Source organism: Pseudomonas sp. IT-196MI5 (assembly GCF_949767415.1).
GTDB lineage: Bacteria > Pseudomonadota > Gammaproteobacteria > Pseudomonadales > Pseudomonadaceae > Aquipseudomonas.
Genome location: NZ_CATKPZ010000022.1, coordinates 160684 through 185201, shown reverse-complemented (window position 1 = coordinate 185201; position 24518 = coordinate 160684). Strand labels below are relative to the sequence as shown.

Annotated in this window: 22 protein-coding genes; 10 read left to right on the top strand and 12 right to left on the bottom strand. The window is 59.4% G+C overall.

The window, feature by feature from the left end; all coding sequences use genetic code 11:
• Positions 1-30: 30 nt before the first annotated feature.
• From ACM6IK_RS15200 to ACM6IK_RS15185, 4 genes are all read left to right on the top strand, one after another.
• Positions 31-2514: a fimbria/pilus outer membrane usher protein gene (locus tag ACM6IK_RS15200; RefSeq protein WP_414874976.1), complete on the top strand. Its 2484-nt coding sequence runs from the start codon at positions 31-33 to the stop codon at positions 2512-2514.
• 10 nt (positions 2515-2524) lie between these two features.
• Complete coding sequence (locus ACM6IK_RS15195; RefSeq protein ID WP_414874975.1) at positions 2525-3667, top strand: DUF1120 domain-containing protein; 1143 nt, start codon at positions 2525-2527, stop codon at positions 3665-3667.
• An 86-nt stretch (positions 3668-3753) separates the two neighbouring features.
• Complete coding sequence (locus ACM6IK_RS15190; RefSeq protein ID WP_414874974.1) at positions 3754-4368, top strand: DUF1120 domain-containing protein; 615 nt, start codon at positions 3754-3756, stop codon at positions 4366-4368.
• Positions 4369-4446: 78 nt separating this feature from the next.
• Positions 4447-5097, top strand: coding sequence for a DUF1120 domain-containing protein (locus tag ACM6IK_RS15185; protein ID WP_414874973.1), 651 nt, complete (start codon positions 4447-4449; stop codon positions 5095-5097).
• Between the two features lie 7 nt (positions 5098-5104).
• Here ACM6IK_RS15185 and ACM6IK_RS15180 read toward each other — a convergent pair whose 3' ends face one another.
• The 6 genes from ACM6IK_RS15180 to ACM6IK_RS15155 form a co-directional block, all read right to left on the bottom strand.
• Positions 5105-6415 carry a CynX/NimT family MFS transporter gene (locus ACM6IK_RS15180; RefSeq protein WP_414874972.1) on the bottom strand — a complete coding sequence of 437 codons (1311 nt, stop codon included), beginning with the start codon at positions 6413-6415 and terminating at the stop codon, positions 5105-5107.
• Entirely contained in the window at positions 6405-7064 is a 660-nt protein-coding gene (locus ACM6IK_RS15175; protein WP_414874971.1) for a FadR/GntR family transcriptional regulator, read from the bottom strand. Before ACM6IK_RS15175 ends, ACM6IK_RS15180 begins: the two co-directional genes overlap by 11 nt.
• 257 nt (positions 7065-7321) lie before the next feature.
• Positions 7322-8086 (bottom strand): amino acid ABC transporter ATP-binding protein, encoded by a 765-nt coding sequence (locus ACM6IK_RS15170; RefSeq protein WP_108214965.1) that lies wholly within the window; start codon positions 8084-8086, stop codon positions 7322-7324.
• Between the two features lie 28 nt (positions 8087-8114).
• On the bottom strand, positions 8115-9212 hold the full coding sequence (locus ACM6IK_RS15165) for an amino acid ABC transporter permease (RefSeq protein ID WP_218426834.1): 1098 nt from the start codon (positions 9210-9212) through the stop codon (positions 8115-8117).
• Between the two features lie 10 nt (positions 9213-9222).
• The gene (locus ACM6IK_RS15160; RefSeq protein WP_218426832.1) at positions 9223-10404 is read right to left on the bottom strand and encodes an amino acid ABC transporter permease; all 1182 of its coding nucleotides are present in this window, start codon (positions 10402-10404) and stop codon (positions 9223-9225) included.
• A 65-nt stretch (positions 10405-10469) separates the two neighbouring features.
• Positions 10470-11501, bottom strand: a complete 1032-nt coding sequence (locus tag ACM6IK_RS15155; protein WP_108214962.1) for an amino acid ABC transporter substrate-binding protein — start codon at positions 11499-11501, stop codon at positions 10470-10472.
• A gap of 469 nt (positions 11502-11970) precedes the next feature.
• Between ACM6IK_RS15155 and ACM6IK_RS15150 the strand changes: the two genes are divergently transcribed.
• From ACM6IK_RS15150 to ACM6IK_RS15130, 5 genes are all read left to right on the top strand, one after another.
• Positions 11971-12627 carry an alpha/beta hydrolase gene (locus tag ACM6IK_RS15150; RefSeq protein WP_414874970.1) on the top strand — a complete coding sequence of 219 codons (657 nt, stop codon included), beginning with the start codon at positions 11971-11973 and terminating at the stop codon, positions 12625-12627.
• A gap of 98 nt (positions 12628-12725) precedes the next feature.
• A complete protein-coding gene (gene rhlB, locus ACM6IK_RS15145; RefSeq protein ID WP_414874969.1) occupies positions 12726-14216 on the top strand; it encodes an ATP-dependent RNA helicase RhlB in 1491 nt (496 codons plus the stop codon).
• 138 nt (positions 14217-14354) lie between these two features.
• On the top strand, positions 14355-15299 hold the full coding sequence (locus ACM6IK_RS15140) for an ornithine cyclodeaminase family protein (protein ID WP_414874968.1): 945 nt from the start codon (positions 14355-14357) through the stop codon (positions 15297-15299).
• Between the two features lie 150 nt (positions 15300-15449).
• Positions 15450-16583 (top strand): NAD(P)/FAD-dependent oxidoreductase, encoded by a 1134-nt coding sequence (locus ACM6IK_RS15135; RefSeq protein ID WP_414874967.1) that lies wholly within the window; start codon positions 15450-15452, stop codon positions 16581-16583.
• Positions 16584-16667: 84 nt separating this feature from the next.
• The gene (locus tag ACM6IK_RS15130) at positions 16668-17309 is read left to right on the top strand and encodes a helix-turn-helix transcriptional regulator (protein ID WP_414874966.1); all 642 of its coding nucleotides are present in this window, start codon (positions 16668-16670) and stop codon (positions 17307-17309) included.
• Between the two features lie 112 nt (positions 17310-17421).
• On the opposite strand, the gene ACM6IK_RS15125 is transcribed toward ACM6IK_RS15130, so the two are convergent.
• The 6 genes from ACM6IK_RS15125 to ACM6IK_RS15100 all read right to left on the bottom strand — a co-directional run bounded on the left by ACM6IK_RS15125 (position 17422) and on the right by ACM6IK_RS15100 (position 22756).
• The gene (locus ACM6IK_RS15125) at positions 17422-18198 is read right to left on the bottom strand and encodes an ABC transporter substrate-binding protein (protein ID WP_414874965.1); all 777 of its coding nucleotides are present in this window, start codon (positions 18196-18198) and stop codon (positions 17422-17424) included.
• A 307-nt stretch (positions 18199-18505) separates the two neighbouring features.
• Positions 18506-18958 (bottom strand): molybdopterin synthase catalytic subunit MoaE, encoded by a 453-nt coding sequence (gene moaE, locus ACM6IK_RS15120; RefSeq protein ID WP_414874964.1) that lies wholly within the window; start codon positions 18956-18958, stop codon positions 18506-18508.
• Positions 18959-18961: 3 nt separating this feature from the next.
• Complete coding sequence (locus ACM6IK_RS15115; RefSeq protein ID WP_414874963.1) at positions 18962-19204, bottom strand: MoaD/ThiS family protein; 243 nt, start codon at positions 19202-19204, stop codon at positions 18962-18964.
• Complete coding sequence (gene moaC, locus ACM6IK_RS15110) at positions 19201-19674, bottom strand: cyclic pyranopterin monophosphate synthase MoaC (protein WP_218426815.1); 474 nt, start codon at positions 19672-19674, stop codon at positions 19201-19203. Before moaC ends, ACM6IK_RS15115 begins: the two co-directional genes overlap by 4 nt.
• A 227-nt stretch (positions 19675-19901) precedes the next feature.
• Positions 19902-21296 (bottom strand): PhoH family protein, encoded by a 1395-nt coding sequence (locus tag ACM6IK_RS15105; protein WP_414874962.1) that lies wholly within the window; start codon positions 21294-21296, stop codon positions 19902-19904.
• Positions 21297-21631: 335 nt separating this feature from the next.
• Positions 21632-22756, bottom strand: a complete 1125-nt coding sequence (locus ACM6IK_RS15100; RefSeq protein ID WP_414874961.1) for a polysaccharide deacetylase family protein — start codon at positions 22754-22756, stop codon at positions 21632-21634.
• Between the two features lie 267 nt (positions 22757-23023).
• Between ACM6IK_RS15100 and yaaA the strand changes: the two genes are divergently transcribed.
• The gene (gene yaaA, locus ACM6IK_RS15095; RefSeq protein ID WP_414874960.1) at positions 23024-23803 is read left to right on the top strand and encodes a peroxide stress protein YaaA; all 780 of its coding nucleotides are present in this window, start codon (positions 23024-23026) and stop codon (positions 23801-23803) included.
• Positions 23804-24518 lie beyond the last annotated feature (715 nt).

Here is a 24518-nt window from a genome sequence, read left to right as displayed (position 1 = left end):
CGGCGCCCAGGCATAACCCAAGTGAGCCTCATGAACACCGTATTGAAATACCGTGATGGCGAAGCCATGCCTGCGATTCGGCCGGCCAGCATGCCCCCACATCTGTCGCGAGTCAGAACCGGCATGGTGTTGCTGCTAAGCAACGTGCTGATAGGGCTTCAAGTCAATGCCGAAGACCTCAATGAGGCTTCGTTACTGACTTCGTTCGACCAGAAAATGCTGAGTCAACGCGGTATCGACCCCAGTCTCGCTACCCTGCTGCTGGCTGCTCCAAGCTTCACCGCTGGCCGACATCCGATCACCCTTACGGTCAATGGCCTGCGCCGTGGCCGGGTAGACGTCACGTTCAACCAGGAAGGCGCTCCGTGCTTTGACCGTGCCCTGCTCGATGCGGCAAACCTGACCGAGCCACCCACCCCGGCCAACGACAAAGGCTGTTTCGATGTACTCGCCACCTGGCCGCAAGCCCGAATCGAACAGGACCCGGCCAACCTCGGCTTGTCATTGATCGTGCCCACCCAGGCGATACGTCCGGCGGTCCGGGATATCTCTGGTTATCAAACCGGCGGTATCGCCGGATTGTTCAACTACGACGTCAACAGCCTCCACAGCCAATACGGCAATCAATCGAACCGTTACCTCTCGGCCAATACCGAAGTCGGGTTCAATGCCGGCGACTGGATTGTGCGCAGTCGTCAGGTGCAGACCTGGCAGAACGATGTGTCCAGCACCACTCACCTGGCGGCCTATGCCCAGCGCACCTTTGCCAGCCATGAGACGGTGCTTCAAGCGGGTCAAGTCAATCTCTACAACCCGGTACTGGCCGGCGCGCAGATCACTGGCGTCCAGGTCATGACCGAGCAGGCGCTTCAGGTCGAAGGCCAAAGCAATCCCATCGAAGGGATTGCTCGCAGCCAGGCTCAGGTCGAAATTCGCCAGAACGGTTCGCTGATCCACTCGACAGTGGTGCCGGCCGGGCCGTTTTCCCTGAGTAACGTGCGTCGGCTCGACAGTCGCTCCGATGTTGAAGTCACCGTCAAGGAAGCGGATGGCAGCGAGCAGCGCTTCACGGTCCCCGTCGCCATGCTCGGCGTTGGCCTGCCGGCTCCCGGCTTTTCGTTGGCCGCAGGCCAGGTACGCAGTCTCGGCGCGGCACAGAGCGGCGACCCATGGGTGATCAGCGGTGGCTGGAGCGGAGCACTCAACCCGTATGCCCTGCTCAGCGCCGGCGCCACGGGGACCGCCGACTACCGTGCAGCGGGCGCAGGTCTTGGCCTGCTGACGGGGCCCGGCACACAGATCCAGACCACCCTTCAAGCGGCCGACACCAGAACCCGCCAAGCCGACAGAGGGTTTCAGGCCGACCTGAATGTTTCGCAACGCCTGGGTGAGCAGTGGTCGATCACTGCCGGAGCTTCGCACCGGACCTTCGGTTATCGCGAGCTGTCGGAGGCCGTGTTCGATACCCAGTCCGAGCGCAGCCAGTCGCGTTACCGTGATCGGCAAAGCCTGTCGCTGGCCTGGTCGACTCCCGGGCTCGGCGCCTTCAGCAGCGGCTTCAGTCGTTCAACGACATTCGATGGACAAAGCAGCAGCCGCGCCCTGGCATCCTGGGGCACCAACATCGGCGGCGTATCGGTGTCGGCCACGGCGCAACGGCAGGTCAGTGGCACCCAACGCAGTGACGACAGCGTTTACCTGAGTTTCAGTATTCCGCTGGGTGAAAATCGTCGGGCGCGCACTTGGGTACGCAGTTCCGCAGGCGAATACCGCAGCGGTGTCGGTTTGAACGAACAGGTCAACGACCAGTTGAGTTACCGGCTCGGCGTCGAGCACGACACCCGCGACAAACAGGTGCAGTCCTCGGCAGGGGTTTCCCTGCTGCCGCGCTACAGCCAATTGGACTTGAGCTACACCCGCTCCGATGCCGAACGCTCCAGTTACCAGATTGGCGCGCGTGGTGGCGCGGTGCTGCACGGCGACGGTTTGACGTTATCGCCATATGCCGTGCGGGACACCTTCGCGCTGCTTTCGGTAGGCGATACGAGCGCCATCAAAGTCTCGACCCCCAGTGGTCCGGTATGGACCGATTGGCAAGGTCACGCCGTGGTTCCTCAAGTGAGCGCCTATGGTCGCAGCCCGGTAGAAGTCGACACCCGCTCGCTGCCACGCAACCTCGACATCAACAACGGACTGGCCATGGTTTCCGCGGGGCGCGGTGCCGTCGACAAGGTTGCATTCGGTGTCACGTTGACCCGCCGTGCCTTGCTCAAAGTCACCACCGACAACGGCACCCCCCTGCCCCGTGGCGCGACGGTCAGCACCGCAAGCGGCGAGTTCGTCACGCTCGCTCAAGAAGGGGGGTTGGTGTTTCTGCCCAACGCCCTCGACACCCCTGACCTGTGGATAACCGCACCGGGGCTGGAGCGCTGCGAACTGCGTTTCGAACTACCGGCCAAGGCCAACACCCAGGTGTATTACGAGACCGCAGCCGCCCAGTGCCGGATTCTTTAAGGATGATCCCATGAAGCTGTCCCACCCTTTGCTGTTAACACTTGGCACGCTGATGTTAAGCGCGCTGACGCCACAGGCCCGGGCGCTCGCCGATGAATGCCAGCTCACCCTGAGTCAGTCGGTGCTCGATTACGGCTTGATGAATCGGGCAACACGCGCCAATGCCCCCGGAGAGCGATCCCTGGGCGAGCGCCGCCTGAGCCTGAACCTGAACTGCCCACAACCGACCGACATGACCCTGTTCTACCGCGCCATGGCGGCGACCGCCGAGCGCTTTCGCTTTGCCGAACACGGCAACTATGCCGTGCGCATGGGTGACGCCGTACTCGATGGGCAACCGGTGGACCTGGGCCTGATTTCCGTCGTCGGCCAGTTACCCGAAGCGGCCGCATCGAGTGTGCTTTGGCGACCGCAGCAAGCGGTCGTTCCGGTTCGGGGCGGTGTGGCGGTGCAAGGGCAAAGTCTGTCGGCGCAACTGGAACTGACAGCCTGGGCGCAGGAAAAAGCGTCGCAGGTACGTGACGCCGTTGTCTGGGAAACCACCGGCGTGTTCGATGCGGTCGTTGCGGGACGCTCAAGAGAGATAACCCTGCGCGCCAGTTTTGCGCCCGCCGCGTGCAACGTGGAACTGTCCAATGGCGGCCTGGTGGATTTCGGCCGGTTATCAAAAAACGACCTGAACCCTGACAGGAGCACCCGATTGCCACCCAAGGATTTAACCCTGCGAGTTGGCTGCGACGCTCCGACACAATTTGCCCTGGTCATGCATGACAACCGCTCAGGCACAGCGACGGTCAACAGCGAGATTTACTACGGACTGGGTCTGGATAACCGCAGCAACAAGATTGGCCTGTATTCACTGAATGTCGATCCGGCCAACGCCAGCGCGGACAACTTTGCCCGCGTGTATCGAACCGATTCCACCACCCAGGGCGTGGCCTGGAGCACTTCCAGTTCGAACCCCATACCGATCGCCCGGAAAAGCTACCTGGGCTTTACCGACAGCGCCGCCAGCACCGCGGGGCCCGCCTCGATCCAGAACCTCACAACCACGGTGACGGTCGATGCCGTCATTGCCCCCACCGCCAGTCTGGACCTGAGCACCGCCGTTCACCTCGACGGCTCAGCGACGATCGAAATGCTTTACCCATAACACCCACCCGGCCTTGTTGAACCCCAAGTGCAATCACGCGCTCCGGGCCATTCAAGGTCAACAACAGTAGCAAGGATGTTTCACCTATGAAAAAGTACTTCGCAGCACTCGCCACAACGGCACTGATCAGCGCCGCGCCTTTTGCTCTCGCAGCGTCGAGCACTGACCTGACGGTCAAAGGCCTCATCACGCCAATCGCTTGCACACCGACCTTCACCGGCGGCGGTGTCATTGATATCGGCAAGATCTCGTCAGCAGACCTTAGTGAAACCAACAATACGCTGGTTGGGACAAATACAATTCAACTGGAAGTAGCATGTGATGCTGCAATATCGTTTGCATTGAATCCAATTGACAATAAAGGCGGCACATCAATTGCTGACTGGTTTGGCCTTGGTCTGACCCCTGCCGACGAACCATTGGGCCAATTTGTTCCCAAAGTCGTGCAAGTCAAAGACGCGACAAATTCACTGGACGCAATCAAATCAGAAGACGGCGGATCAACCTGGGTGAAAGCAGACAATGCTCAAGCCGGATATCTCCTGTCCTTTGCCGCTACTGGCACCACCACACCGATTGATGCAAAAGATGTCACCTTTTATTTTGAGGTCGATACCTACATCAATAAGACTAGCGAACTGACCCTGACCGACGAAGTCACCCTTGATGGCTCCGCGACGTTCGAAGTGAAATACCTCTAAGGACCAACGCGCTGAACCGTTCGCTGTCTGAATGAACGGTTCAGCGCCTATACCTTCTATCCAAAAAGGAATTTATCGATGAAGCGTATACCCATGGCTCTGACCGCCGCACTGTTGATGAGCACGACGACTGGCGCCCTTGCGGCGTCTCCCAATGCACTATTGGTCAAAGGCACCATCACCCCGGTCGCCTGCACCCCGATTTTTTCCAACAACGGTCTTGTCGACTACGGAAAAATATCCCGGCAGGACCTGAACGTAGACAAAAGGACGCAACTGCGTGACCAATTCCTTGACCTCAACATCAGTTGCAACGCTGCGGCCCGTTTCGCATTGATCATGCGGGACAACCGGGAAGGCTCTGCCATCGTCAACAGTGAGATCTATTACGGCCTGAATTTCGACCGAAGCGACAACAGGATTGGTCTGTTTTCGTTGCACTTCGATCCCGCCAGAACCGTAGTGGACGCTTGGCCTGAAGTCTATCGAACCGACTCCACCACTGGAGGGCGAGCGTGGAGTACATCCAGATCCAGCCCCATACCGATTGGCGCCCAAAGCTATCTGGGCTTCACCAATGTGGCGGGCAGCACCGCAGGCCCTGTCGCGATTCAGAACCTGAGCAGTCGGGCCACGCTCGTTACAATCATTGCACCTACCTCAACACTGGACTTGAGTGACGATGCAACACTCGACGGCTCCGCTACCCTGGAGCTTATCTATTTATAGGTGTGCGTCATGGTTGAATTCTTTCACTGCTGACCTGCACATACAGCGCCCGCCCGGCACCGAGGCCGGCGATGATCGCACCCAGGCCGATGACACCGAAAATCCAGCCCACGGCCGTCCAGCCGCCGGTCCAGTCATGCACGATACCGACTGCGAACGGCCCCATGGACGCCAGGGTGTAACCGAAGCCCTGGGCCATGCTCGACAGGTTCGCCGCCACATGGGAATCCCGCGAGCGCAGCACAATCAGGGTCAACGCCAGGCTGAACGTGGCGCCCTGCCCCAATCCAAGTACGATCGCCCAGCCCCACAAGCCTTCTATCGGTGCATACAGGCAACCGAACAGACCGCCGAGCGTCAGGGCCATCACGATCACAATCGCCAGCCGCTGATCCTTGCCACGCGTCGCCAGCCATGGCGCGGCGAGGGAACTGACCAGTTGCACGATCACCGAACCCGACAGCACCAGCCCGGCCTGGGTCGGAGTCAGACCGCGCCCGATCAGGATTGACGGCAACCAACCGAACACGATGTAGGCCAGGGACGATTGCAACCCCATGTACAAGGTCACCTGCCAGGCCAGCGGGTCACGCAATAGTCCCCGAACGCGGTAGGCGACATGATGCGCTCCGTGTTTCTGGCCGACTTGCGGCAGCCAGAACAGTGCCGCCGCAAAAGCCGGAATGCCCCAGAAGCCGAGACCCACCGCCCAGCTTTTGTCGAAATGCTCGCTCAGCGGCACAGTCGCACCCGCCGCCATCGCCGCGCCCAGGCATAGGGCCATGGTGTAGACGCCGGTCATGGTCCCGGCCTGTTTCGGGAAGTCACGCTTGACGATGCCCGGCAGCAACACGCCGATCACGCCGATACTGGCACCGCCGAGCACGCTGCCAGCAAAAAGGCCGACCTCACCGAACGAACTGCGCAAGATGATCCCGCCCGCCAGTGTCAGCAGAATCCCCAATACCACCCGTTCAGCGCCGAAACGTCGGGCCAGCACCGGTGCAAGTGGCGCGAACAACCCCAGGCAAAGCACCGGCAGCGTCGTCAGCAAACCGGCCTGAGAGGCTGTAAGGCCAAGGGATTTCGACACCTCACTGAGCATCGGCGCCATGCTCGACAGCGCCGGGCGCAGGTTAAGCGCCACCAGTATCAGGCCCAGTAGCAACAGCCAGGGCCGGCTCAGAACCGGATGGGTTTGCTGGACCTGTTCGTCATCGGCCTCGGCATCGATCAGCAGCTCTTCCAGCTCGGCCGAACGTTTGGGGGCTGTGGATAACTCACTGCGGTGCATGGACTTCTCGGTTTCAAGGTTCATTGATCAACTGCCTCGACAGGGCTTTAGCCCGTTCCGGATCGCGTTGTTCGACGGCATCGAGCAACTCGATGTGCAGGTCGAACACTTCCTGGCGGCGCGGGACGATGCTCAGGGTCTGACGCAACTGCGCGCCGACGATGCTGGAGAAATAGCGGTACAACTCGCTGAGGGTCGGGTTATGCGCGGCGTCCACCAAGCGGCGGTGAAACACCAGATCGCAGGCGATGTAGGTGTCGAGATCGCCGTGGTAGTGGCTACCGCTGACACCCAGCGCTTCGCGCAATGCCACCAAGTCTTCATTGGTGCGGCGCATGGCTGCAAGGCCGACGGCCTCGACTTCAAGGATGTACCGGGTTTCCCGGGCCTGCTCAAGGGAGCAACGGGACAGCGCCTTCAAGGTATCGAGGGGATCGATCACCGCGCGCAGGTAACTGCCGTCGCCCTGACGGATTTCGATCAACCCGGAAAACGCCAACACGCGCATGGCTTCGCGCACAGTGTTGCGGCTGATGCCCAGCTCGGCGGACAACTCAGGCTCGGTGGGTAACCGCTGACCCACGACCCAAACGCCTTGGTTGATACGCAGGCGCAATTGGTCGAGGGCCTGATCGACCAGGGATCGTTTTACCAATGAAGTGATTTCAGACATGGGATTCGCCCTTTCATCCAATCATAGGATGAATTTTCTGACATGGTAGTCAGCTTCATCCGAGAGAGCAAGGCGATCCCTGTAGGAGCGAGCCTGCTCGCGATGAATGGGCAGGCGAGGCATGTTTCCAGTTAAAACGCGTCATCGTTAACGCCCATCGCGAGCAGGCTCGCTCCTACAGGGGGGGCCGGGCGATAAATTGAGGGAAAAAATAAACCCGGAACTCAGTCCGGGTTTATTTCAATGCCTGGGTTCGATCAATGCAGGATCTGGCTCAGGAACAGCTTGGTGCGATCATTCTGCGGGTTATCGAAGAAGTCGTTCGGCGCCGCCTGTTCGACGATTTCACCCTTGTCCATGAAGATCACGCGGTTGGCCACGGTACGGGCGAAGCCCATTTCGTGGGTTACGCAAAGCATGGTCATGCCGTCTTCGGCCAGGCCGATCATGGTGTCGAGTACCTCCTTCACCATCTCCGGGTCGAGCGCCGAAGTCGGTTCGTCGAACAGCATGATTTTCGGTTTCATGCACAGCGCGCGGGCAATCGCCACACGCTGCTGCTGACCGCCGGACAGTTGCCCCGGGAATTTATGCGCCTGTTCCGGAATGCGTACGCGTTCCAGATAGTGCATGGCAATTTCCTCGGCCTTGCGCTTGGGCATCTTGCGCACCCACATCGGCGCCAGGGTGCAGTTCTGCAAAATGGTCAGGTGCGGGAACAGGTTGAAGTGCTGGAACACCATGCCGACTTCACGACGGATCGCCTCGATCTGCTTGAGGTCGTTGGTCAGCTCTACGCCATCGACCACGATGCGGCCCTGCTGGTGCTCTTCCAGTCGATTGAGGCAGCGGATGGTGGTGGACTTGCCGGAACCCGACGGGCCGCACAGCACGATACGTTCGCCCTGCTTGACGTTGAGGTTGATGTCTTTGAGCACGTGGAACTGGCCGTACCACTTGTTTACGCCCTGCATCTGAATAATGCCTTCAGGGCTCACAGGCTTTTTGATTGCTTCGCTCATTGGAGAACTTCCTAAATTAGGTAGCGACTTAGCGCTTGTGGCCTGTGTCGAGCTTGCGTTCCAGATGCATGGAATAGCGCGACATACCAAAACAGAAAATCCAGAACACCAGGGCGGCGAACACATAGCCTTCGGTGGCCATGCCCAGCCATTTCGGATCGGCGGCGGCTTGCTTGACGCTGTTGAGCAGGTCGAACAGGCCGATGATGATCACCAGGCTCGTGTCCTTGAACAGCGCAATGAAGGTGTTGACGATGCCGGGGATCACCAGCTTCAGGGCTTGCGGCAGAATCACCAGGCCCATGCTGCGCCAGTAGCCCAGCCCCATCGCGGCAGCGGCTTCGTACTGACCTTTTGGAATCGCCTGCAGACCACCGCGCACCACCTCGGCCACGTAGGCCGACTGGAACAGGATCACGCCGATCAGCGCCCGCAGCAGCTTGTCGAAGTTCATGCCTTCGGGCAGGAACAGCGGCAGCATCACCGAGGACATGAACAGCACCGTGATCAACGGCACGCCGCGCCAGAATTCGATGAAGGTCACGCAGACCACGCGAATCGCCGGCATGTTCGAACGACGGCCCAGGGCCAGGACAATCCCCAGCGGCAGCGCGCCGGCGATACCGACAGTGGCGATCACCAGGGTCAGCATCAGGCCGCCCCACTGGCTGGTCGCCACGCTGGTCAGGCCAAAAATGCCGCCATTGAGCAGGAAGTAGGCAAAGATCGGGTACAGCACCAGGAAGCCCAGCCCGTACACCGCTTTATGGTGAAAGCGCGAGATGAACAATGGCGCCACGCCGACGATCGCCAGCCACACCGTCAGGTCCACGCGCCAGCGCAGTTCCGGTGGGTAGTAGCCATACATGAACTGGCCGAAACGCTGCTGGATGAACACCCAGCAGGCGCCTTCCTTGGTGCAGTCGGCACGGGTCGTGCCCACCCAGTTGGCGTCGAGAATGGCCCAGCTCAGGATCGGCGGAATCACCAGGTAAATCAGATAAAACGCAAACAGAGTCAGCAAGGTGTTGAGCCAGCTGGAGAACATGTTCGCGCGCATCCACGCCACCACGCCGATGCTGCGGCCCGGTGGAGGCATGTCGGGTTTGAAAGTGTGAGTGCTCATGCGCTTTTCCTTACCGCTCGATCAGCGCAATGCGCTTGTTGTACCAGTTCATCAGCAGGGAAATGCTGATACTGATCGCCAGGTACACGCTCATGGTGATCGCAATCACCTCGATCGCCTGCCCGGTCTGGTTCAGCACCGTACCGGCAAACAGCGAGACCATTTCCGGATAACCGATACCGGCCGCCAGCGAGGAGTTCTTCGCCAGGTTCAGGTATTGGCTGGTCAGCGGTGGAATGATCACGCGCAGGGCTTGCGGGATGATCACCTTGCGCAGGGTCGGACCGTTACGCAGCCCCAGCGAGTGCGCCGCTTCGGTCTGGCCATGGCTGACCGACTTGATGCCCGAGCGCACGATCTCGGCGATAAACGCCGCGGTGTACACAGTCAGGGCCAGGGTCAGCGCCAGCAGTTCCGGGATCAGCACCCAGCCACCGACGAAGTTGAAGCCTTGCAGCTTCGGCATTTCCCAATGCAAGGGTGCGCCGAAGATCAGTGCACACAGTGCAGGGATTACCAGGAACATCGCCAGGCCCACCCAGAACTTGTGGAACGGCACACCGGTGGCTTCGAAGCGCTTGGTGGCCCAGCGGCTCATCAGCACGATGGCGACGATCGCCACCACAATGCTCGCCACAAACGGCCAGAAGCCGTCCGCCATCAACGCCGCCGGCATGTTCAGGCCGCGGCTGCTGACGAAGAAGGTGTCGCCGAAGTTATGGCTGTTGCGCGGCCCCGGCATGGTCAGGAACACCGCAAAATACCAGAACAGGATTTGCAGCAGTGGCGGAATATTGCGGAAGACTTCCACATACACCGTCGCTACCTTGCTGATGATCCAGTTCTTCGACAGCCGTGACACGCCGACGATGAACCCGAGGATCGTCGCCAGGATCACGCCGATGAAGGTCACCAGCAGCGTGTTGAGCAGGCCGATGACAAACACTCGGGCATAGGTGTCCGATTCGGTGTAGTCGATCAGGTGTTGAGCGATGCCGAAACCGGCACTGCGCTCCAGAAAGTCAAAACCGGAGGTAATGCCCCGGTGTTGCAGGTTGGTCTGTGTGTTATCGAACAGATACCAGCCCATCGAGACCACCGCCACAATGGTGATGATCTGGAATAGCCACGCACGCACTTTAGGATCGCTGAGGCTGAGCCTCTGCTTTGGTGCGCCGATTGAATTTTGCATGAAGTGCCCCGCAAATAATGGAACAGAACATCACCCGGCGGTTGGCCCACCGGGTGATAGAACCATCAGCGCACTGGTGGTGCGTATTGAATGCCGCCAGCGTTCCACAGAGCGTTCAGCCCGCGGTCGATTTCCAGCGGAGTGCTCTTGCCGAGGTTTTTCTCGAACACTTCGCCGTAGTTACCCACTTGCTTGACGATCTGCACGACCCAGTCTTTCTTCACTTTCAGGTCTTTGCCGTATTCACCGTCGGTACCCAACAGACGGGCTACGTCCGGGTTTTTGGTGCCCTTGGCTTCGGCTTCGACGTTCTTCGAAGTGATGCCGGCTTCTTCAGCGTTGAGCATGGCGAAGCCAGTCCAACGCACGATGGCCAGCCACTCGTCGTCGCCATTACGCACGACCGGGCCCAGAGGCTCCTTGGAAATGGTTTCCGGCAGAACCACGTAGTCCTTCGGCGAAGCGAGCTTGCTGCGCTGGGCGAACAGCTGGGATTTGTCGGAGGTCAGTACGTCGCAACGACCGGATTCCAGCGACTTGGCGCTTTCGTCGGAGGTGTCGAAGGTGATTGGGGTGTACTTCAGGCCGTTGCCGCGGAAGTAATCGGAAACGTTCAGTTCGGTGGTGGTACCGGCCTGGATGCAGATGGTTGCACCGTCCAGTTCCTTGGCGCTTTTGACGCCCAGTTTGTTGTTTACCAGGAAGCCGATGCCATCGTAGTAGGTGATGAAACCAGGGAATTTCAGGCCCATGCCCGCGTCACGGGAGCTGGTCATGGTGGTGTTGCGCGACAGGATGTCGATTTCGCCGGATTGCAGCGCGGTGAAGCGCTCCTTGGCGTTCAACTGGCTGAACTTGACCTTGGTCGCGTCGCCGAAGACAGCCGCCGCTACTGCGCGGCAGTAGTCAGCATCGATACCCACGATCTTGCCGGTGGAATCCGGAACCGAGAAGCCTGGCAGGCCATCGCTGACGCCACACTGCACGAAGCCTTTCTTCATCACTGCATCCAGGGTTGCACCCGCCTGGGCAAACCCGCTGACACCGAGTACCGCGGCTGCAGTCACGATAGCCAGGGTGGATTTCAACATCTTCATTCAAAACCTCCAGTTTTGCTCTTGTTGTGTCGGAGCGTGAGTCCAGTCGCACCCTTTTGAGGCGTAGTCGACCCGTGTTGGCTTTTTTTGGGGTCAACCGACGTAAGACATCAGCTATGAGTCTAGTAGGAGAAAATCCACGTTTTGGAAAACTCACTCTCACCAGTCGGCCGAACGGGGCTGTAGCCCTTTCACGTTCGCGAAGCCCCGTAGCGGCCCTTGGCGAACATCCATCACCGGATTCATTGCTATCCCACAGTCGGCAGTACACTGATAGTGTTACCGCCGGGCGCGAGATGTGTTGCACCGCTTCTCCATAGCAAAGCCCGTACCACACCGCCCGCGGAAGCGCTTCAGCTGCAGGTCAATAGCAAAACTTGTACCCTTGCGACATCTTCTTAACGGATCAACCTGACGCGCACTTGGAACACGCACTTAATGAGCGCGCACGCACAACATTGGAGCAGCCATGACCAACCCCTTGATTCTTGAACCCGTCAAGACCGCAGACGCCTGCGTCATCTGGCTGCATGGCCTGGGCGCCGACCGCTATGACTTCCTGCCGGTGGCCGAAGCGCTACAGGAAAGCCTGCTGAGCACCCGCTTCGTTTTGCCCCAGGCACCGAGCCGCGCCGTGACCATCAATGGCGGTTACGAGATGCCGAGCTGGTATGACATATTGGCCATGAGCCCGGCGCGCGCGATCAATCGCGAACAACTTGAAGAGTCTGCCAACTGGATCATCGAATTGATTGAGGCGCAGCGAGCCTGCGGAATAGACGCCTCGCGGATTTTCCTGGCAGGGTTTTCCCAGGGCGGTGCCGTGGTGTTCCACACCGCGTTTCTGAAGTGGCAGGGACCACTGGGTGGCATCGTTGCCCTTTCTACTTATGCACCGACCTTCAGCGATGAACTGGAGTTGTCCGCCAGCCAGCAGCGCATTCCGGTGCTGACGATGCACGGCCAGTATGACGACGTGGTGCAAAACTCGATGGGACGCAGCGCCTACGAGCACTTGAAGCTGCGTGGTGTCACCGTGACATGGCAGGAATACCCAATGGGTCACGAAGTGTTACCCGAAGAAATTCGCGACATCGGCACCTGGCTCGCCGAGCGCTTGCGCTGAGCGTTCAGGATTAAAAGCGCCCTTTGATCCATCCCCCTACGCCGCGCCCGGTTCTTGCATTACACTGGCCGGCGTACATTCCTTAACCAATTGATGAGATGACCGTGCTCAAAGCACTCAAGAAAATGTTCGGTAAAAGCGAGACTGAGCAACTCGCGCCAGTTCCCAGCGCTGCGTCTCACGCTCCCGGCCACCGCACCGACGGTAATCAGTCTGAACGGGCCGCCCCCACCGCGGCACCCGAGCATGAGCCGAAGACCGCACAAACTGCCCAGCCTGCGGCGATAACCCCCCCGGAACAGCCACGCAGCGAAACGCCGAAACCCGCCAAACCGCGCCGTGAACCCAAGCCGAAGGCGCCGGTCATCCCATGGACACTCGAAGACTTCGTCGTCGAACCCCAGGAAGGCAAAACCCGCTTCCACGATTTCAAACTCGCCCCTGAGCTGATGCACGCCATCCAGGACCTGGGCTTCCCGTATTGCACGCCGATCCAGGCCCAGGTGCTGGGCTTCACCCTCGCGGGCAAAGACGCCATTGGCCGCGCCCAGACCGGTACCGGCAAAACCGCTGCGTTCCTGATCTCGATCATCACCCAGCTGCTGCAAACCCCGCCGCCGAAAGAGCGCTACATGGGTGAGCCGCGGGCGCTGATCATCGCACCGACCCGCGAACTGGTGGTGCAGATCGCCAAGGACGCCGCCGACCTGACCAAGTACACCGGCCTCAACGTCATGACGTTCGTCGGCGGCATGGACTTCGACAAGCAACTCAAGCACCTCGAAGCCCGCCACTGCGACATCCTCGTGGCCACACCGGGCCGTCTGCTGGACTTCAACCAGCGCGGCGACGTGCATCTGGACATGGTCGAAGTGATGGTACTGGACGAAGCCGACCGCATGCTCGACATGGGCTTCATCCCGCAAGTACGCCAGATCATTCGCCAGACGCCACCGAAGTCCGAGCGTCAGACGCTGCTGTTCTCCGCGACCTTCACCGAAGACGTGATGAACCTGGCCAAGCAATGGACCACCGACCCGTCGATCGTCGAGATCGAGTCGCAGAACGTGGCCAGCGAAAACGTCGAGCAGCACATCTACGCGGTGGCCGGTGCAGACAAATACAAACTGCTCTACAACCTGGTCAACGACAATGGTTGGGAGCGGGTCATCGTGTTCGCCAACCGCAAGGATGAAGTGCGACGCATCGAAGAACGCCTGGTGCGCGACGGCATCAACGCCGCGCAACTGTCCGGCGACGTGCCGCAGCACAAGCGCATCAAGACCCTGGAAGGCTTCCGCGAAGGCAAGATCCGCGTGCTGGTGGCCACCGACGTGGCCGGCCGCGGCATCCACATCGACGGCATCAGCCACGTGATCAACTTCACCCTGCCAGAAGTGCCGGACGACTACGTGCACCGCATCGGTCGTACCGGTCGCGCCGGTGCCGACGGTGTGTCCATCAGCTTTGCCGGTGAAGACGACTCCTACCAGCTACCGTCCATCGAAGAACTGCTGGGGCGCAAGATCAGTTGTGAAACGCCACCGACGCATCTGTTGCGGGCGGTTGAGCGCAAGCGTCCTCATTAAGCGACGCTGAAAAGACAAGCGCAGCCGGAAACGGACTGCGCTTTTTTTTCGCCCGGCTTTTTTTCAACAGGAGCTTGCTGTAGATATCTAAAAGTCCATAATAGACAAATTAGTTTACTTCCAGCTCCGGAGCCGACCATGTCCAGTACGCCTCAAGTGATCCCCCAAGCCCAGGCTCGCGAGCTACTGACGCAGGTCGACGTGCCGCAGATCCTGCGCAAACTGTTCCGCGACCTGGCCGCCGGGCAAGCAGTGCAACCGGCGCAGCAACTGGTGGAATTCCCCCAGGGCGCCGGCGACTTCATCAATTACCTGGGCGTGTTGGCCGAAGACGGCGTGTACGGGATCAAGACTTCGCCGTACATCGTCCGTGAACAGGGGCCATTGGTGACGGCATGGACACTGCTGATGTCGATGCAAACCGGCCAGCCGCTGTTGCTGTGCGATGCGGGCGAACTGACCACGGCCCGCACCGCCGCGACCACCGCCGTGGCGGTCGACGCCCTCGCGCCGCTCACAGCCAGGCGCCTGGCCATCATCGGCAGCGGCAAAGTGGCCCAGGCGCACCTGCATTACGTGAAAGGCCTGCGCGACTGGCAGAGCATCAGCCTGTATTCGCCGAGCCTGAGCGAAGATGCCAAAACCGTGAGCCTGCTGAAAAACATCGAGCCACGCCTGAACATCGTCGACAGTCGCGAAGCTGCTGTTCAGGACGCCGACGTGATCATGCTCTGCACCTCATCCGCCGGCCCTGTGATCGACCCGTCTCACTTACGCAAACCGGCGCTGATCACCTCCATCAGCACCAACGCGCCACGCGCCCACGAAGTGCCGCCGCAGAGCCTCAATGACATGCGGGTGTTCTGCGACTATCGTCTGACCACTCCGGGTTCGGCCGGTGAAATGCTGATCGCCGCCGAACGGCACGGCTGGGACAGGAGCGCGATTATCGGCGACCTGCCCGACCTGCTAAGCGAAAAAGTCCTGCGCCCTGATTACGATCGTCATGTGTTTTTCCGCTCCATCGGCCTGGGCCTGGAAGACATTGCGCTGGCCAACGCGATCTATCGCCTGTCCCGCTGACACCACCACTCACCTGTGGGAGCGAGCCTGCTCGCGAATACGATCTTTCATTCAACATAGATGTTGACTGACCTGACGCTTTCGCGAGCAGGCTCGCTCCCACAGAAAATGTCTACACCATTGGCATTTACGCCCCAACAGGAGACGTTCATGAGCCAGGCAGATTTCATTATCATCGGCGGCGGGATTGCCGGCGCGTCCACCGGTTTCTGGCTGTCGCAGCACGGCCGCGTGATCGTGCTCGAACGCGAATCCTATCCGGCCTATCACTCCACCGGCCGGTCGGCCGCGCTGTACACCGCGGCCTACGGCACCCCGCAAGTTCGCGCATTGACTCTGGCCAGCCGGGACTTTTTCGACAACCCGCCCAGCGGTTTCTGCGAACACCCGCTGCTGACTCCGCGTGGCGAAATGACCGTGGACTTCACCGGTGACCCGGACGAGCTGAACAGGCAATACCAGAGCGCAAAAACCACGGTGCCAGAGATGCAATTGCTCGGCGTCGACGAGGCCTGCAAGCGGGTGCCGATCCTGCGCCGGGAAAAGGTCCACGGCGCCATCTACGACCCGACCGCCAGCGACATCGACACCGATGCCCTGCACCAGGGCTATTTACGCGGTATCCGCCGCAACCTGGGCGAAGTGCATACCGACAGCGAAGTCGTCAGCCTGAGCCACGACGGCCAAGGCACATGGCATGTCCAGACCGGCAACCAGACGTACAGCGCGCCGATCATCATCAACGCCGCCGGCGCGTGGGCCGACAAGGTCGGTGAATTGGCCGGCGCCAAGCCCCTGGGCCTGCAACCGAAACGTCGTGCCGCGTTCATCTTCGCCGGCCCCGAAGGCGTGGACATCCACCATTGGCCGATGCTGGTCAGCCTCGACGAATCCTTCTACATGAAACCCGACGCCGGGATGTTCCTCGGCTCGCCGGCCAACGCCGACCCGGTGGAACCCCACGACGTGCAGCCCGAAGAGCTGGACATTGCCATGGGCATCTACCAGATCGAAGAGGCCACGACCTTGACCATTCGCCGCCCGACCCGCACCTGGGCCGGCCTGCGCAGCTTCGTCAGCGACGGCGACTTGCTGTCCGGTTTCGATCCACTAGTGCCGGGGCTGTTCTGGGTCGCGGCACAGGGCGGTTATGGCATCCAGACCTCGCCGGCCATGGGCCAGGCCAGCGCGGCACTGGTACGCGGTGCAGCGTTGCCCGAGTCGCTCAGCCATTTCGGGCTGAATGCCGAAATGCTCTCCCCTGCCCGCCTCGGCTCATCCTGATCCTCAGGTGACGCGCCCACACGATTACGGCACACTTTCAGAGCCCCTTTGATGGGGCGCTGACGCTGCCTGGAGCTCCACTGTATGAACGCCCCCGAAAAAGACTCGGTCCCGAACACTGCGGCGCTGGATAACTTCCGGGCGATCGCCGATGCCATCGCCACACTGTTCTTTCCCCACGCCGAAGTGGTGCTGCACGACCTGCGTACACAAAAGGTCGACTACATCGCCAACAACCTGTCCAAACGGGAAATCGGCGACGACTCGGCGCTGGAAGACATGCTCAGCGACGATGTCAGCGAACGAAACATCGGGCCGTACGAAAAGCTCAACTGGGATGGCCAGAAGATTCGCAGCCTCAGCACGGTGCTACGGGACAGCGAGGGTCATCCGCTGGCGGTGCTGTGCATCAACCTGAATATTTCGTTGTTTGAAAATGCCAAGGCCGCTTTGGACCTGTTCCTGTCGCCGACCAAGCTGATCCCGCAACCGGATTCACTGTTCCGCGATGACTGGCAGGAACGGATCAACACCTTCCTCCACGCCTGGCTGCGCGAGCGCCAGCTGAGCCTGAATCTGCTGACCCGCGACCACAAGCGTGAACTGGTGCTGGCGTTGCACGCCGAAGGCGCGTTCAAGGGCAAAAGTGCGTCGAACTACGTGGCCAATGTGCTGAACATGGGCCGGGCGACGGTGTACAAGCATTTGAAGGAATTGAAGGGCTAGGCCCTGAAATTTGTATTGTTTGATCTGGCCTCATCGCGAGCAGGCTCGCTCCTACGATGGATCGGCGTACACCGTACCCTGTAGGAGCGAGCCTGCTCGCGATGGCGGACCATCAGTCGCCGTAGATGTCGGACTTGAAATACTTGTCCGAAATCTTCTGGTACTCACCATTGGCGCGAATGCCATCAATGGCCGTGTTCAGCTCGCTGACCAACTCGGTATTGCCCTTGCGCACGGCAATCCCGGCCCCCTCGCCCACATACTTCGGATCTTTCAGCTCCGGCCCGACGAAGGCGTAACCCTTGCCACGCGGCATCGACAGGAAATCATTGAGCGGAATGGTGTCGGCAAAAATCGCGTCGAGGCGACCGGCGGCCAGGTCCATGTAGATTTCTTCGTTGTTGCTGTAGCGCTTGACGTTGATGCCCTTGGGCTCGAACACCTCGGTGGCGTAACGGTCGGTGGTAGTGGCGCGCTGCACGCCGACGGTCTTGCCCTTGAGGCTGGCGTACTGGTCATCCACCACCGCGTCATCCTTCATCACCAGACGCGACGAAGTGAAATAGTACTTGTGGGTGAAGTCCACCGACTTCTTGCGGTCTTCGTTGATGGTCATGGACGACAGCGCCATGTCGATTTTCTTCACTTTCAGGGAAGGAATCAGACCGTCGAACTCGCCTTCGACCCACACACACTTGGCCTTCATCTGCGCACACAGGGCATTGCCGATGTCATAGTCGAAACCGACGATTTCGCCTTTGTCGGTTTTCGAGGCGAACGGCGGGTAAGCGGCTTCAATGCCGATGCGCAGGGTTTTCTCGGCGGCGAATACAGAACTGCACGCCAACAGGCTCAAGGCCAGACCGGTGATGAGGGGGAACTTCTTCATGTTCGTTTTCTCGCGGTTGTTGTTGGTTTGGCAAGACAGAAGAAAAAGCTGAAACGGGGTGGAAACCTTTTTTGTACTTATAATTCCATACTGGACTTTTATGTATTAGGCGTCAATCAGGCAAATGCAGCCTGTGCCGGCCGATGGTCGGGTGGCGGTTCTGCAAGGTATTGGGTGAGTCAGATGGCCCCTTCGCGAGCAAGCCCGCTCCCACAGTTGATCTGGTTGAACACAAATGTTGTGTACGACGCAGAACCCTGTGGGAGCGGGCTTGCCCGCGAAGACGGACTAAAGAACACCGCAGGAACTACTGCTTCCAGCGATCCGCCGCCGCATGATCACTGTCACGCCCCTCGACCCAGCGCGGCCCGTCACTGGTGTTTTCTTTTTTCCAGAACGGCGCACGGGTTTTCAGGTAATCCATGACAAAGGCGCAGGCGTCGAATGCCGCCTGACGATGGGCGCTGGCCGCGCCGACGAAGACAATCGGCTCGCCCGGTTCCAGTGCGCCGACGCGGTGCAGCACTTCCAGCTTGAGCAGCGGCCAGCGCTGCTCGGCCTCGGTGGCGATCTTGCCGAGGGCTTTTTCGGTCATGCCGGGATAATGCTCGAGGAACATCCCAGCCACATCGAGGCCGTCGTTGAAGTCGCGCACATAGCCGACAAAACTCACCACCGCCCCCACGCCGACGTTGGCGTCGTGCATGGCGTTGACCTCGGCACCCGGGTCGAACGGCGTGGACTGCACGCGAATGGCCATGGTTCAGCCTCCGGTCACAGTCGGGAAGAACGCCACTTCATCGCCCTCGCTGACCGGCTCGTCGAGCTGGCAGAGGTCTTCGTTGCGGGCGCACATCAGGTTTTGCTCGCTCAATACCTCGGCACCGTCACGCTGGACCAACAATGCGCGAACGTCGTCGACGGTGGCAAAATCGCCTTGAACCTTCACCGAGTCCAGCCCCAGCGCTTCACGATAACGAGCGAAAAATTTCACGGTAACGTTCATGACGGCTCCGCCTGGAAATGACCACTCTTGCCACCGACCTTCTCCAGCAGACGCACGCTTTCGATGGTCATGCCGCGGTCCACGGCCTTGCACATGTCGTAGATGGTCAGCGCGGCGACACTGGCAGCGGTCAGCGCCTCCATCTCGACGCCGGTCTGCCCGGACAGCTTGCAGCGCGCCACGATGCGCACCGAATCGTCGCCTTCGGCACTGAGCTCGACCTTGACGCCGGTCAGCATCAGCGGATGGCACAGGGGAATCAGATCGCTGGTTTTCTTCGCTGCCTGAATGCCGGCAATGCGCGCCACGGCAAACACATCACCCTTGGGGTGGCCGCCACTGACGATCATCTGCAGGGTTTCGGGCAGCATGCGCACCAGCGCCTGGGCGGTCGCCTCACGGAACGTCACGGCTTTTTCAGTGACGTCGACCATGTTGGCGCGACCTTGGGAATCGAGATGAGTCAGCACGGGATTACTCCTGATCAGGAGCGTCGATTGTAAACCTGCGGGTCAATTATTCGCACGCCTGATTATCGGACGGACGCTTTCCTGTAGGAGCTGGCTTGCCAGCGAAGGGTGCCTTGAGGCTTGCGTTGAACTCGAGGCCGTCTTCGCTGGCAAGCCAGCTCCTACAAGGTTTTGTGTCGGGCACAAAAAACCGGGCGACCTCGCGGCCGCCCGGTTCCGGTGGACAGTTACAAATGCGATTCGGCGTATTCGGCCAGGATCGAGCGTGGTACCCCTTGCAGGGTGATGTGCACCCCGTTCGGGAAGTCCTTGAAGCGTTCAGTGAGGTAGGTCAGCCCGGAGCTGGTCGCGGACAGGTAAGGGGTGTCGATCTGTGCCAGGTTGCCCAGGCACACCACTTTGGAACCGGCGCCGGCACGGGTGATGATGGTTTTCATCTGGTGCGGCGTGAGGTTCTGGCATTCGTCGATCAAAATCAGGCTCTGCTGGAAGCTGCGGCCCCGGATGTAGTTGAGGGATTTGAACTGCAATGGCACTTTGCTGAGGATGTAGTCGACGCTGCCATGGGTGCTTTCGTCATCCATGTGCAAGGCTTCGAGGTTGTCGGTGATGGCGCCCAGCCACGGCTCCATTTTTTCCGCCTCGGTGCCGGGCAGGAAGCCGATTTCCTGGTCCAGGCCCTGCACGCTACGGGTGGCGATGATGCGGCGATAACGTTTGCTGACCATGGTCTGCTCGATCGCAGCGGCCAGCGCCAGGATGGTTTTACCCGAACCCGCGGCACCCGACAGGTTGACCAGGTGGATGTCCGGATCGAGCAAGGCGTATAGCGCCAGGCTCTGATAGATATCACGCGGTTTCAGGCCCCAGGCTTCCTGGTGCAGCAGCGGTTCCTGGTGCAGGTCGAGGATCAGCAAACGGTCTTCTTCGATCTCCTTGATCCAGCCGACAAAGCCCTGTTCATCAATGATGAATTCGTTGATGTGCACCGCTGGCAGGTTGTCGATCAATTGCACCTGATGCCAGGTGCGGCCGTGGTCCTGACGGGTTTCGACCTTGCTCACGCGGTCCCAGAAAGAGCCGGTCATGTTGTGGTAGCCGTTGGGCAGCAAGGACACGTCGTCGACCAGTTGGTCGGTGCTGTAGTCCTCGGCCTCAATCCCGCAGGCGCGCGCCTTGAGGCGCATGTTGATGTCTTTGGTGACCAGCACCACGGGCTTTTTCGGGTCGCGCGCGTGCAGGTCGATCAGTTGGTTGATGATTCTGTTGTCGTTCAGGTGCTCGGGCAGAATCAGATTCGGCTCGGTATTCCTGCTCATCAGAATTGACAGTAAACCCTTGGGTCCGCTTTTGCCACGCTGGATCGGCACACCCTGCTCGACATCCTCGGGTGAGGCATCGCCCAGGGTCTTGTCGATCAGGCGGATCGCCTGGCGGCATTCGGCGGCAACGCTGTGATGCCCGCTCTTGAGCTTGTCGAGCTCCTCAAGCACGGTCATCGGGATGGCGACGTGGTGTTCTTCGAAGTTGAGCAGCGCGTTTGGATCGTGAATCAATACGTTGGTATCGAGTACATACAGGATTGGCTGGTTGGAAGAAGAGCTACGTCCGTGATCATCCATACTCGGTCACCTTTGTGGGAGCCATTCGACGCAATACCTTGACGGTGCTGCGCCTCGAAGTGACTGCCGAATACACCTGCGGGGACTCAAGTGTTCTGCCTACATAGCTGGGTCTTGGGAGACGCCACCTGTGTTGCAGGTTTCGGCGGTCTGTCTTCGTAATACTCCAAAACGTGTGACAGAAAAAAGTACTTTGACGCTTTTTTGAAGTTTATTTTTCAGAATGACCAATAACACTTGGCGGACTGCCATCACCCGTTTACAGTCGTAAGTCAACCTGCAACGAACTCCCCTCAAAAATCACCAAAAACCCAATGTTTACGGGTTTTTGAGGCTCAGCGAAACGCATCCTGGCAATCTTCCCAGCCGATTCCGACAGGCGCCGTTTGCGTGACCAGCCACGGCAACGCCGTTTTCACCCCATCCTGCTTCACATTGAAATTGATCACCCCGTGCCGCCACAGCAGCATCAGGGTCAGCACCCGTTGCGCACTCGGGTTGCCCTTGAGTTTGCCGGCGCCATCCTGGGCGTCGATGTCCCAAAGCGCTACCTGCAACCCCTGAGTCTTGAAGAAACCCTCGGCATCGGAACGGCGCTGGCCATCCGGCGGACGGAACAGTGGCACGTAGTTCTCCGGCAGCTTGCTTTTCACCAGTTCGGCGCTGCGGCGCAACGAGTCCTGCCAGTCCTGCCAGTAGCTGTGGGAGCGGAATTCCCAGCCTTGTACGCCAATGCACTGGGTCGAGTAGGTCGCTTGCAGGTTGCTTACCGAATACTCGGCCAAACGGGCCTGGATGTCCTTGCCGAGGACGAAGAATGTCCCGCTCATGTTCGACTTGCGCAGGTACTCGGTGACCCAGGCGGTATTGTCCGGTGCAGCGTTGGCGGCGCTGTCGAAAGTCAGCAGAAACAGCCGGTCATGCATCTCGTCGCCGCTGCGCTCGTAGTCGCCAAAACGATCGACTTCGCTGCTGGTTTGCGGGAACAGCGCGGCCTTGCGCAACTGCTCGTCCAGGTATTGGGTGTGAAACACACGGCTCGGCTCGGCCCACTTGATGTAGTAACTGTCTGCGCTGACCTGGAACCTGGCGGCCTGTTCGTGCAGGGTCGGCATGTCTTCGACCAGAAAACAGAAGGAGGCATCCTGGTCGCAGCTCTGTTGGGCGAAGTTGTAGTTGGCCAGCAACCGTTGCCACAGACGCTGGCGAACCCGGTTGACCGACTCCAGATTGATCGTGCGCAAGCCCAGGCGCTGGGCCAGGGCGGGTTCATCCAGTGACTCGCTGGCCAATAGCACACTGGAAAACATGAGGATCTCGGCCCTCGATGCCACGTCGAACAGGGTCGGGTTGCCGAGTTTTTCCGGCCAGGTGCTGCGATCGAGCGTCGCCACATCGCCAGGTGCCGCGAGGGCGCCGAAACTCAGTAGCCAGATCGAGATGAGAAAAGCGATACGCAATGGGATGTCTCCAGAACAAAACCCGCGCGGCACTATAGCTGATCCACACTCAACTCCCGCAGCAACACTGAACCACTGTGGGAGCGAGCTTGCTCGCGATAGCAGTAGTTCAGGCACCATCTTTGGTGAATGTCATACCGCAATCGCGAGCAAGCTCGCTCCCACAGGGTTTTATGCAAGCCACCGGCCATCACCTATGGATGCCATAGCTGGAGTCAACACGAACAACCCCCTAGAATCGCCGCCACGATTAAAGGAGACGACTTCATGCTGATGGTGATTTCACCCGCCAAGACCCTCGACTATGAAACACCGCCGGCGACCCAGCGCTTCACTCAGCCGCAGTACCTCGACCACTCCCAGGAGTTGATCCTGCAATTGCGCGAACTGACGCCCGCACAGATCAGCGAATTGATGCACGTCTCCGACAAGATCGGCGGGCTGAACGCCGCGCGTTTCGGCAGCTGGACGCCTGCGTTCACCCCGGAAAACGCCAAGCAGGCGCTGCTGGCCTTCAAGGGCGATGTGTACACCGGCATGAATGCGCAAACCCTCAGCGAAGCCGATTTCGATTACGCCCAAAAACACCTGCGCATGCTCTCGGGCCTCTACGGCCTGCTGCGTCCGCTGGATCTGATGCAACCCTACCGCCTGGAAATGGGCACCAGGCTGGCCAACGCCCGTGGCAAGGATCTGTATGCCTTCTGGGGCACGCGCATCAGCGAATGGCTGAACGAAGCCTTGCTCGATCAAGGCGATGACGTGCTGCTCAACCTGGCGTCCAACGAGTATTTCTCAGCGGTCAAACGCAACGCCTTGAACGCGCGCATCATCAATACCGAATTCAAGGACCTGAAGAACGGCCAGTACAAGATCATCAGCTTCTACGCAAAAAAGGCCCGCGGCTTGATGAGTCGCTTCGTCATCGAAGAACGCATCAACGACCCGGCCACCCTCAAGCAGTTCGACGTTCAAGGCTATCGCTACAGCGCCGAACAATCCAAACCGGACAATCTGGTGTTTCTTCGCGATCACGCACCAGAGTGATGCATCCAGTCGGCGCACGACCTCCACATCCCCTCGTGCGCTGACCCTTGATTCACTTCAACCTTCCCAGCCATTTCGCCACTTTTATGGCGCCAAAAAAACATCGACCTATTTTCTAACTTTAGTTTCACTCGACTTCGAACATTTTTTTGCGTAGTGGCACTGACTTTTTTTAACAGTAGTGGCAAAAAAATATCCTACCCAATGATCCGCCTATATATAAAGGGCGAAACGGCAAGTGCTATCAATTTGAGAGCAGTGCCATCTCTCTCAGTATTTCAAGAAATTTCAGATTTCACGATGAGCGGACCGGAACTATGTCCAAACGCGCCGCTCATACCACCGGTAACGATTCTCGCCGAACGTGTACGAGATAACTTACGCAGATAAGCGATTCATGTAGCGAAGTTGAAACACTAACTTGCGCTGAATAATCACTGATTTGGACAATAGCGATCTGACAGGAGATAACGCGGTATGACTATCCCCTACAAGGCCACGGCAGCGCCCCTATAAACGTGCTCACCCGAGCACCCAACCGCTTGATCCACAGGCTTTTCGCCTGACATCAAGCGTGCAAGGCCGTTGCACCTGCATCCTTCTGAAAGGAGGATCGGCTGCATAACAGGGCAAATCATAACAACAAGGCCTAGTTGCGCACACCTTGAGTGCATTTATTTAGACACTCGTAACTTATATGCCAGCACAGGGCATC

Bases quoted from the DNA above. Each gene is read 5' to 3' on its own strand.
- ACM6IK_RS15200 (WP_414874976.1), top strand. From the start codon at position 31: ATGAACACCGTATTGAAATACCGTGATGGCGAAGCCATGCCTGCGATT.
- ACM6IK_RS15195 (WP_414874975.1), top strand. From the start codon at position 2,525: ATGAAGCTGTCCCACCCTTTGCTGTTAACACTTGGCACGCTGATGTTA.
- ACM6IK_RS15190 (WP_414874974.1), top strand. From the start codon at position 3,754: ATGAAAAAGTACTTCGCAGCACTCGCCACAACGGCACTGATCAGCGCC.
- ACM6IK_RS15185 (WP_414874973.1), top strand. From the start codon at position 4,447: ATGAAGCGTATACCCATGGCTCTGACCGCCGCACTGTTGATGAGCACG.
- ACM6IK_RS15180 (WP_414874972.1), bottom strand. From the start codon at position 6,415: ATGAACCTTGAAACCGAGAAGTCCATGCACCGCAGTGAGTTATCCACA.
- ACM6IK_RS15175 (WP_414874971.1), bottom strand. From the start codon at position 7,064: ATGTCTGAAATCACTTCATTGGTAAAACGATCCCTGGTCGATCAGGCC.
- ACM6IK_RS15170 (WP_108214965.1), bottom strand. From the start codon at position 8,086: ATGAGCGAAGCAATCAAAAAGCCTGTGAGCCCTGAAGGCATTATTCAG.
- ACM6IK_RS15165 (WP_218426834.1), bottom strand. From the start codon at position 9,212: ATGAGCACTCACACTTTCAAACCCGACATGCCTCCACCGGGCCGCAGC.
- ACM6IK_RS15160 (WP_218426832.1), bottom strand. From the start codon at position 10,404: ATGCAAAATTCAATCGGCGCACCAAAGCAGAGGCTCAGCCTCAGCGAT.
- ACM6IK_RS15155 (WP_108214962.1), bottom strand. From the start codon at position 11,501: ATGAAGATGTTGAAATCCACCCTGGCTATCGTGACTGCAGCCGCGGTA.
- ACM6IK_RS15150 (WP_414874970.1), top strand. From the start codon at position 11,971: ATGACCAACCCCTTGATTCTTGAACCCGTCAAGACCGCAGACGCCTGC.
- rhlB (WP_414874969.1), top strand. From the start codon at position 12,726: ATGACCGTGCTCAAAGCACTCAAGAAAATGTTCGGTAAAAGCGAGACT.
- ACM6IK_RS15140 (WP_414874968.1), top strand. From the start codon at position 14,355: ATGTCCAGTACGCCTCAAGTGATCCCCCAAGCCCAGGCTCGCGAGCTA.
- ACM6IK_RS15135 (WP_414874967.1), top strand. From the start codon at position 15,450: ATGAGCCAGGCAGATTTCATTATCATCGGCGGCGGGATTGCCGGCGCG.
- ACM6IK_RS15130 (WP_414874966.1), top strand. From the start codon at position 16,668: ATGAACGCCCCCGAAAAAGACTCGGTCCCGAACACTGCGGCGCTGGAT.
- ACM6IK_RS15125 (WP_414874965.1), bottom strand. From the start codon at position 18,198: ATGAAGAAGTTCCCCCTCATCACCGGTCTGGCCTTGAGCCTGTTGGCG.
- moaE (WP_414874964.1), bottom strand. From the start codon at position 18,958: ATGGCCATTCGCGTGCAGTCCACGCCGTTCGACCCGGGTGCCGAGGTC.
- ACM6IK_RS15115 (WP_414874963.1), bottom strand. From the start codon at position 19,204: ATGAACGTTACCGTGAAATTTTTCGCTCGTTATCGTGAAGCGCTGGGG.
- ACM6IK_RS15105 (WP_414874962.1), bottom strand. From the start codon at position 21,296: ATGGATGATCACGGACGTAGCTCTTCTTCCAACCAGCCAATCCTGTAT.
- yaaA (WP_414874960.1), top strand. From the start codon at position 23,024: ATGCTGATGGTGATTTCACCCGCCAAGACCCTCGACTATGAAACACCG.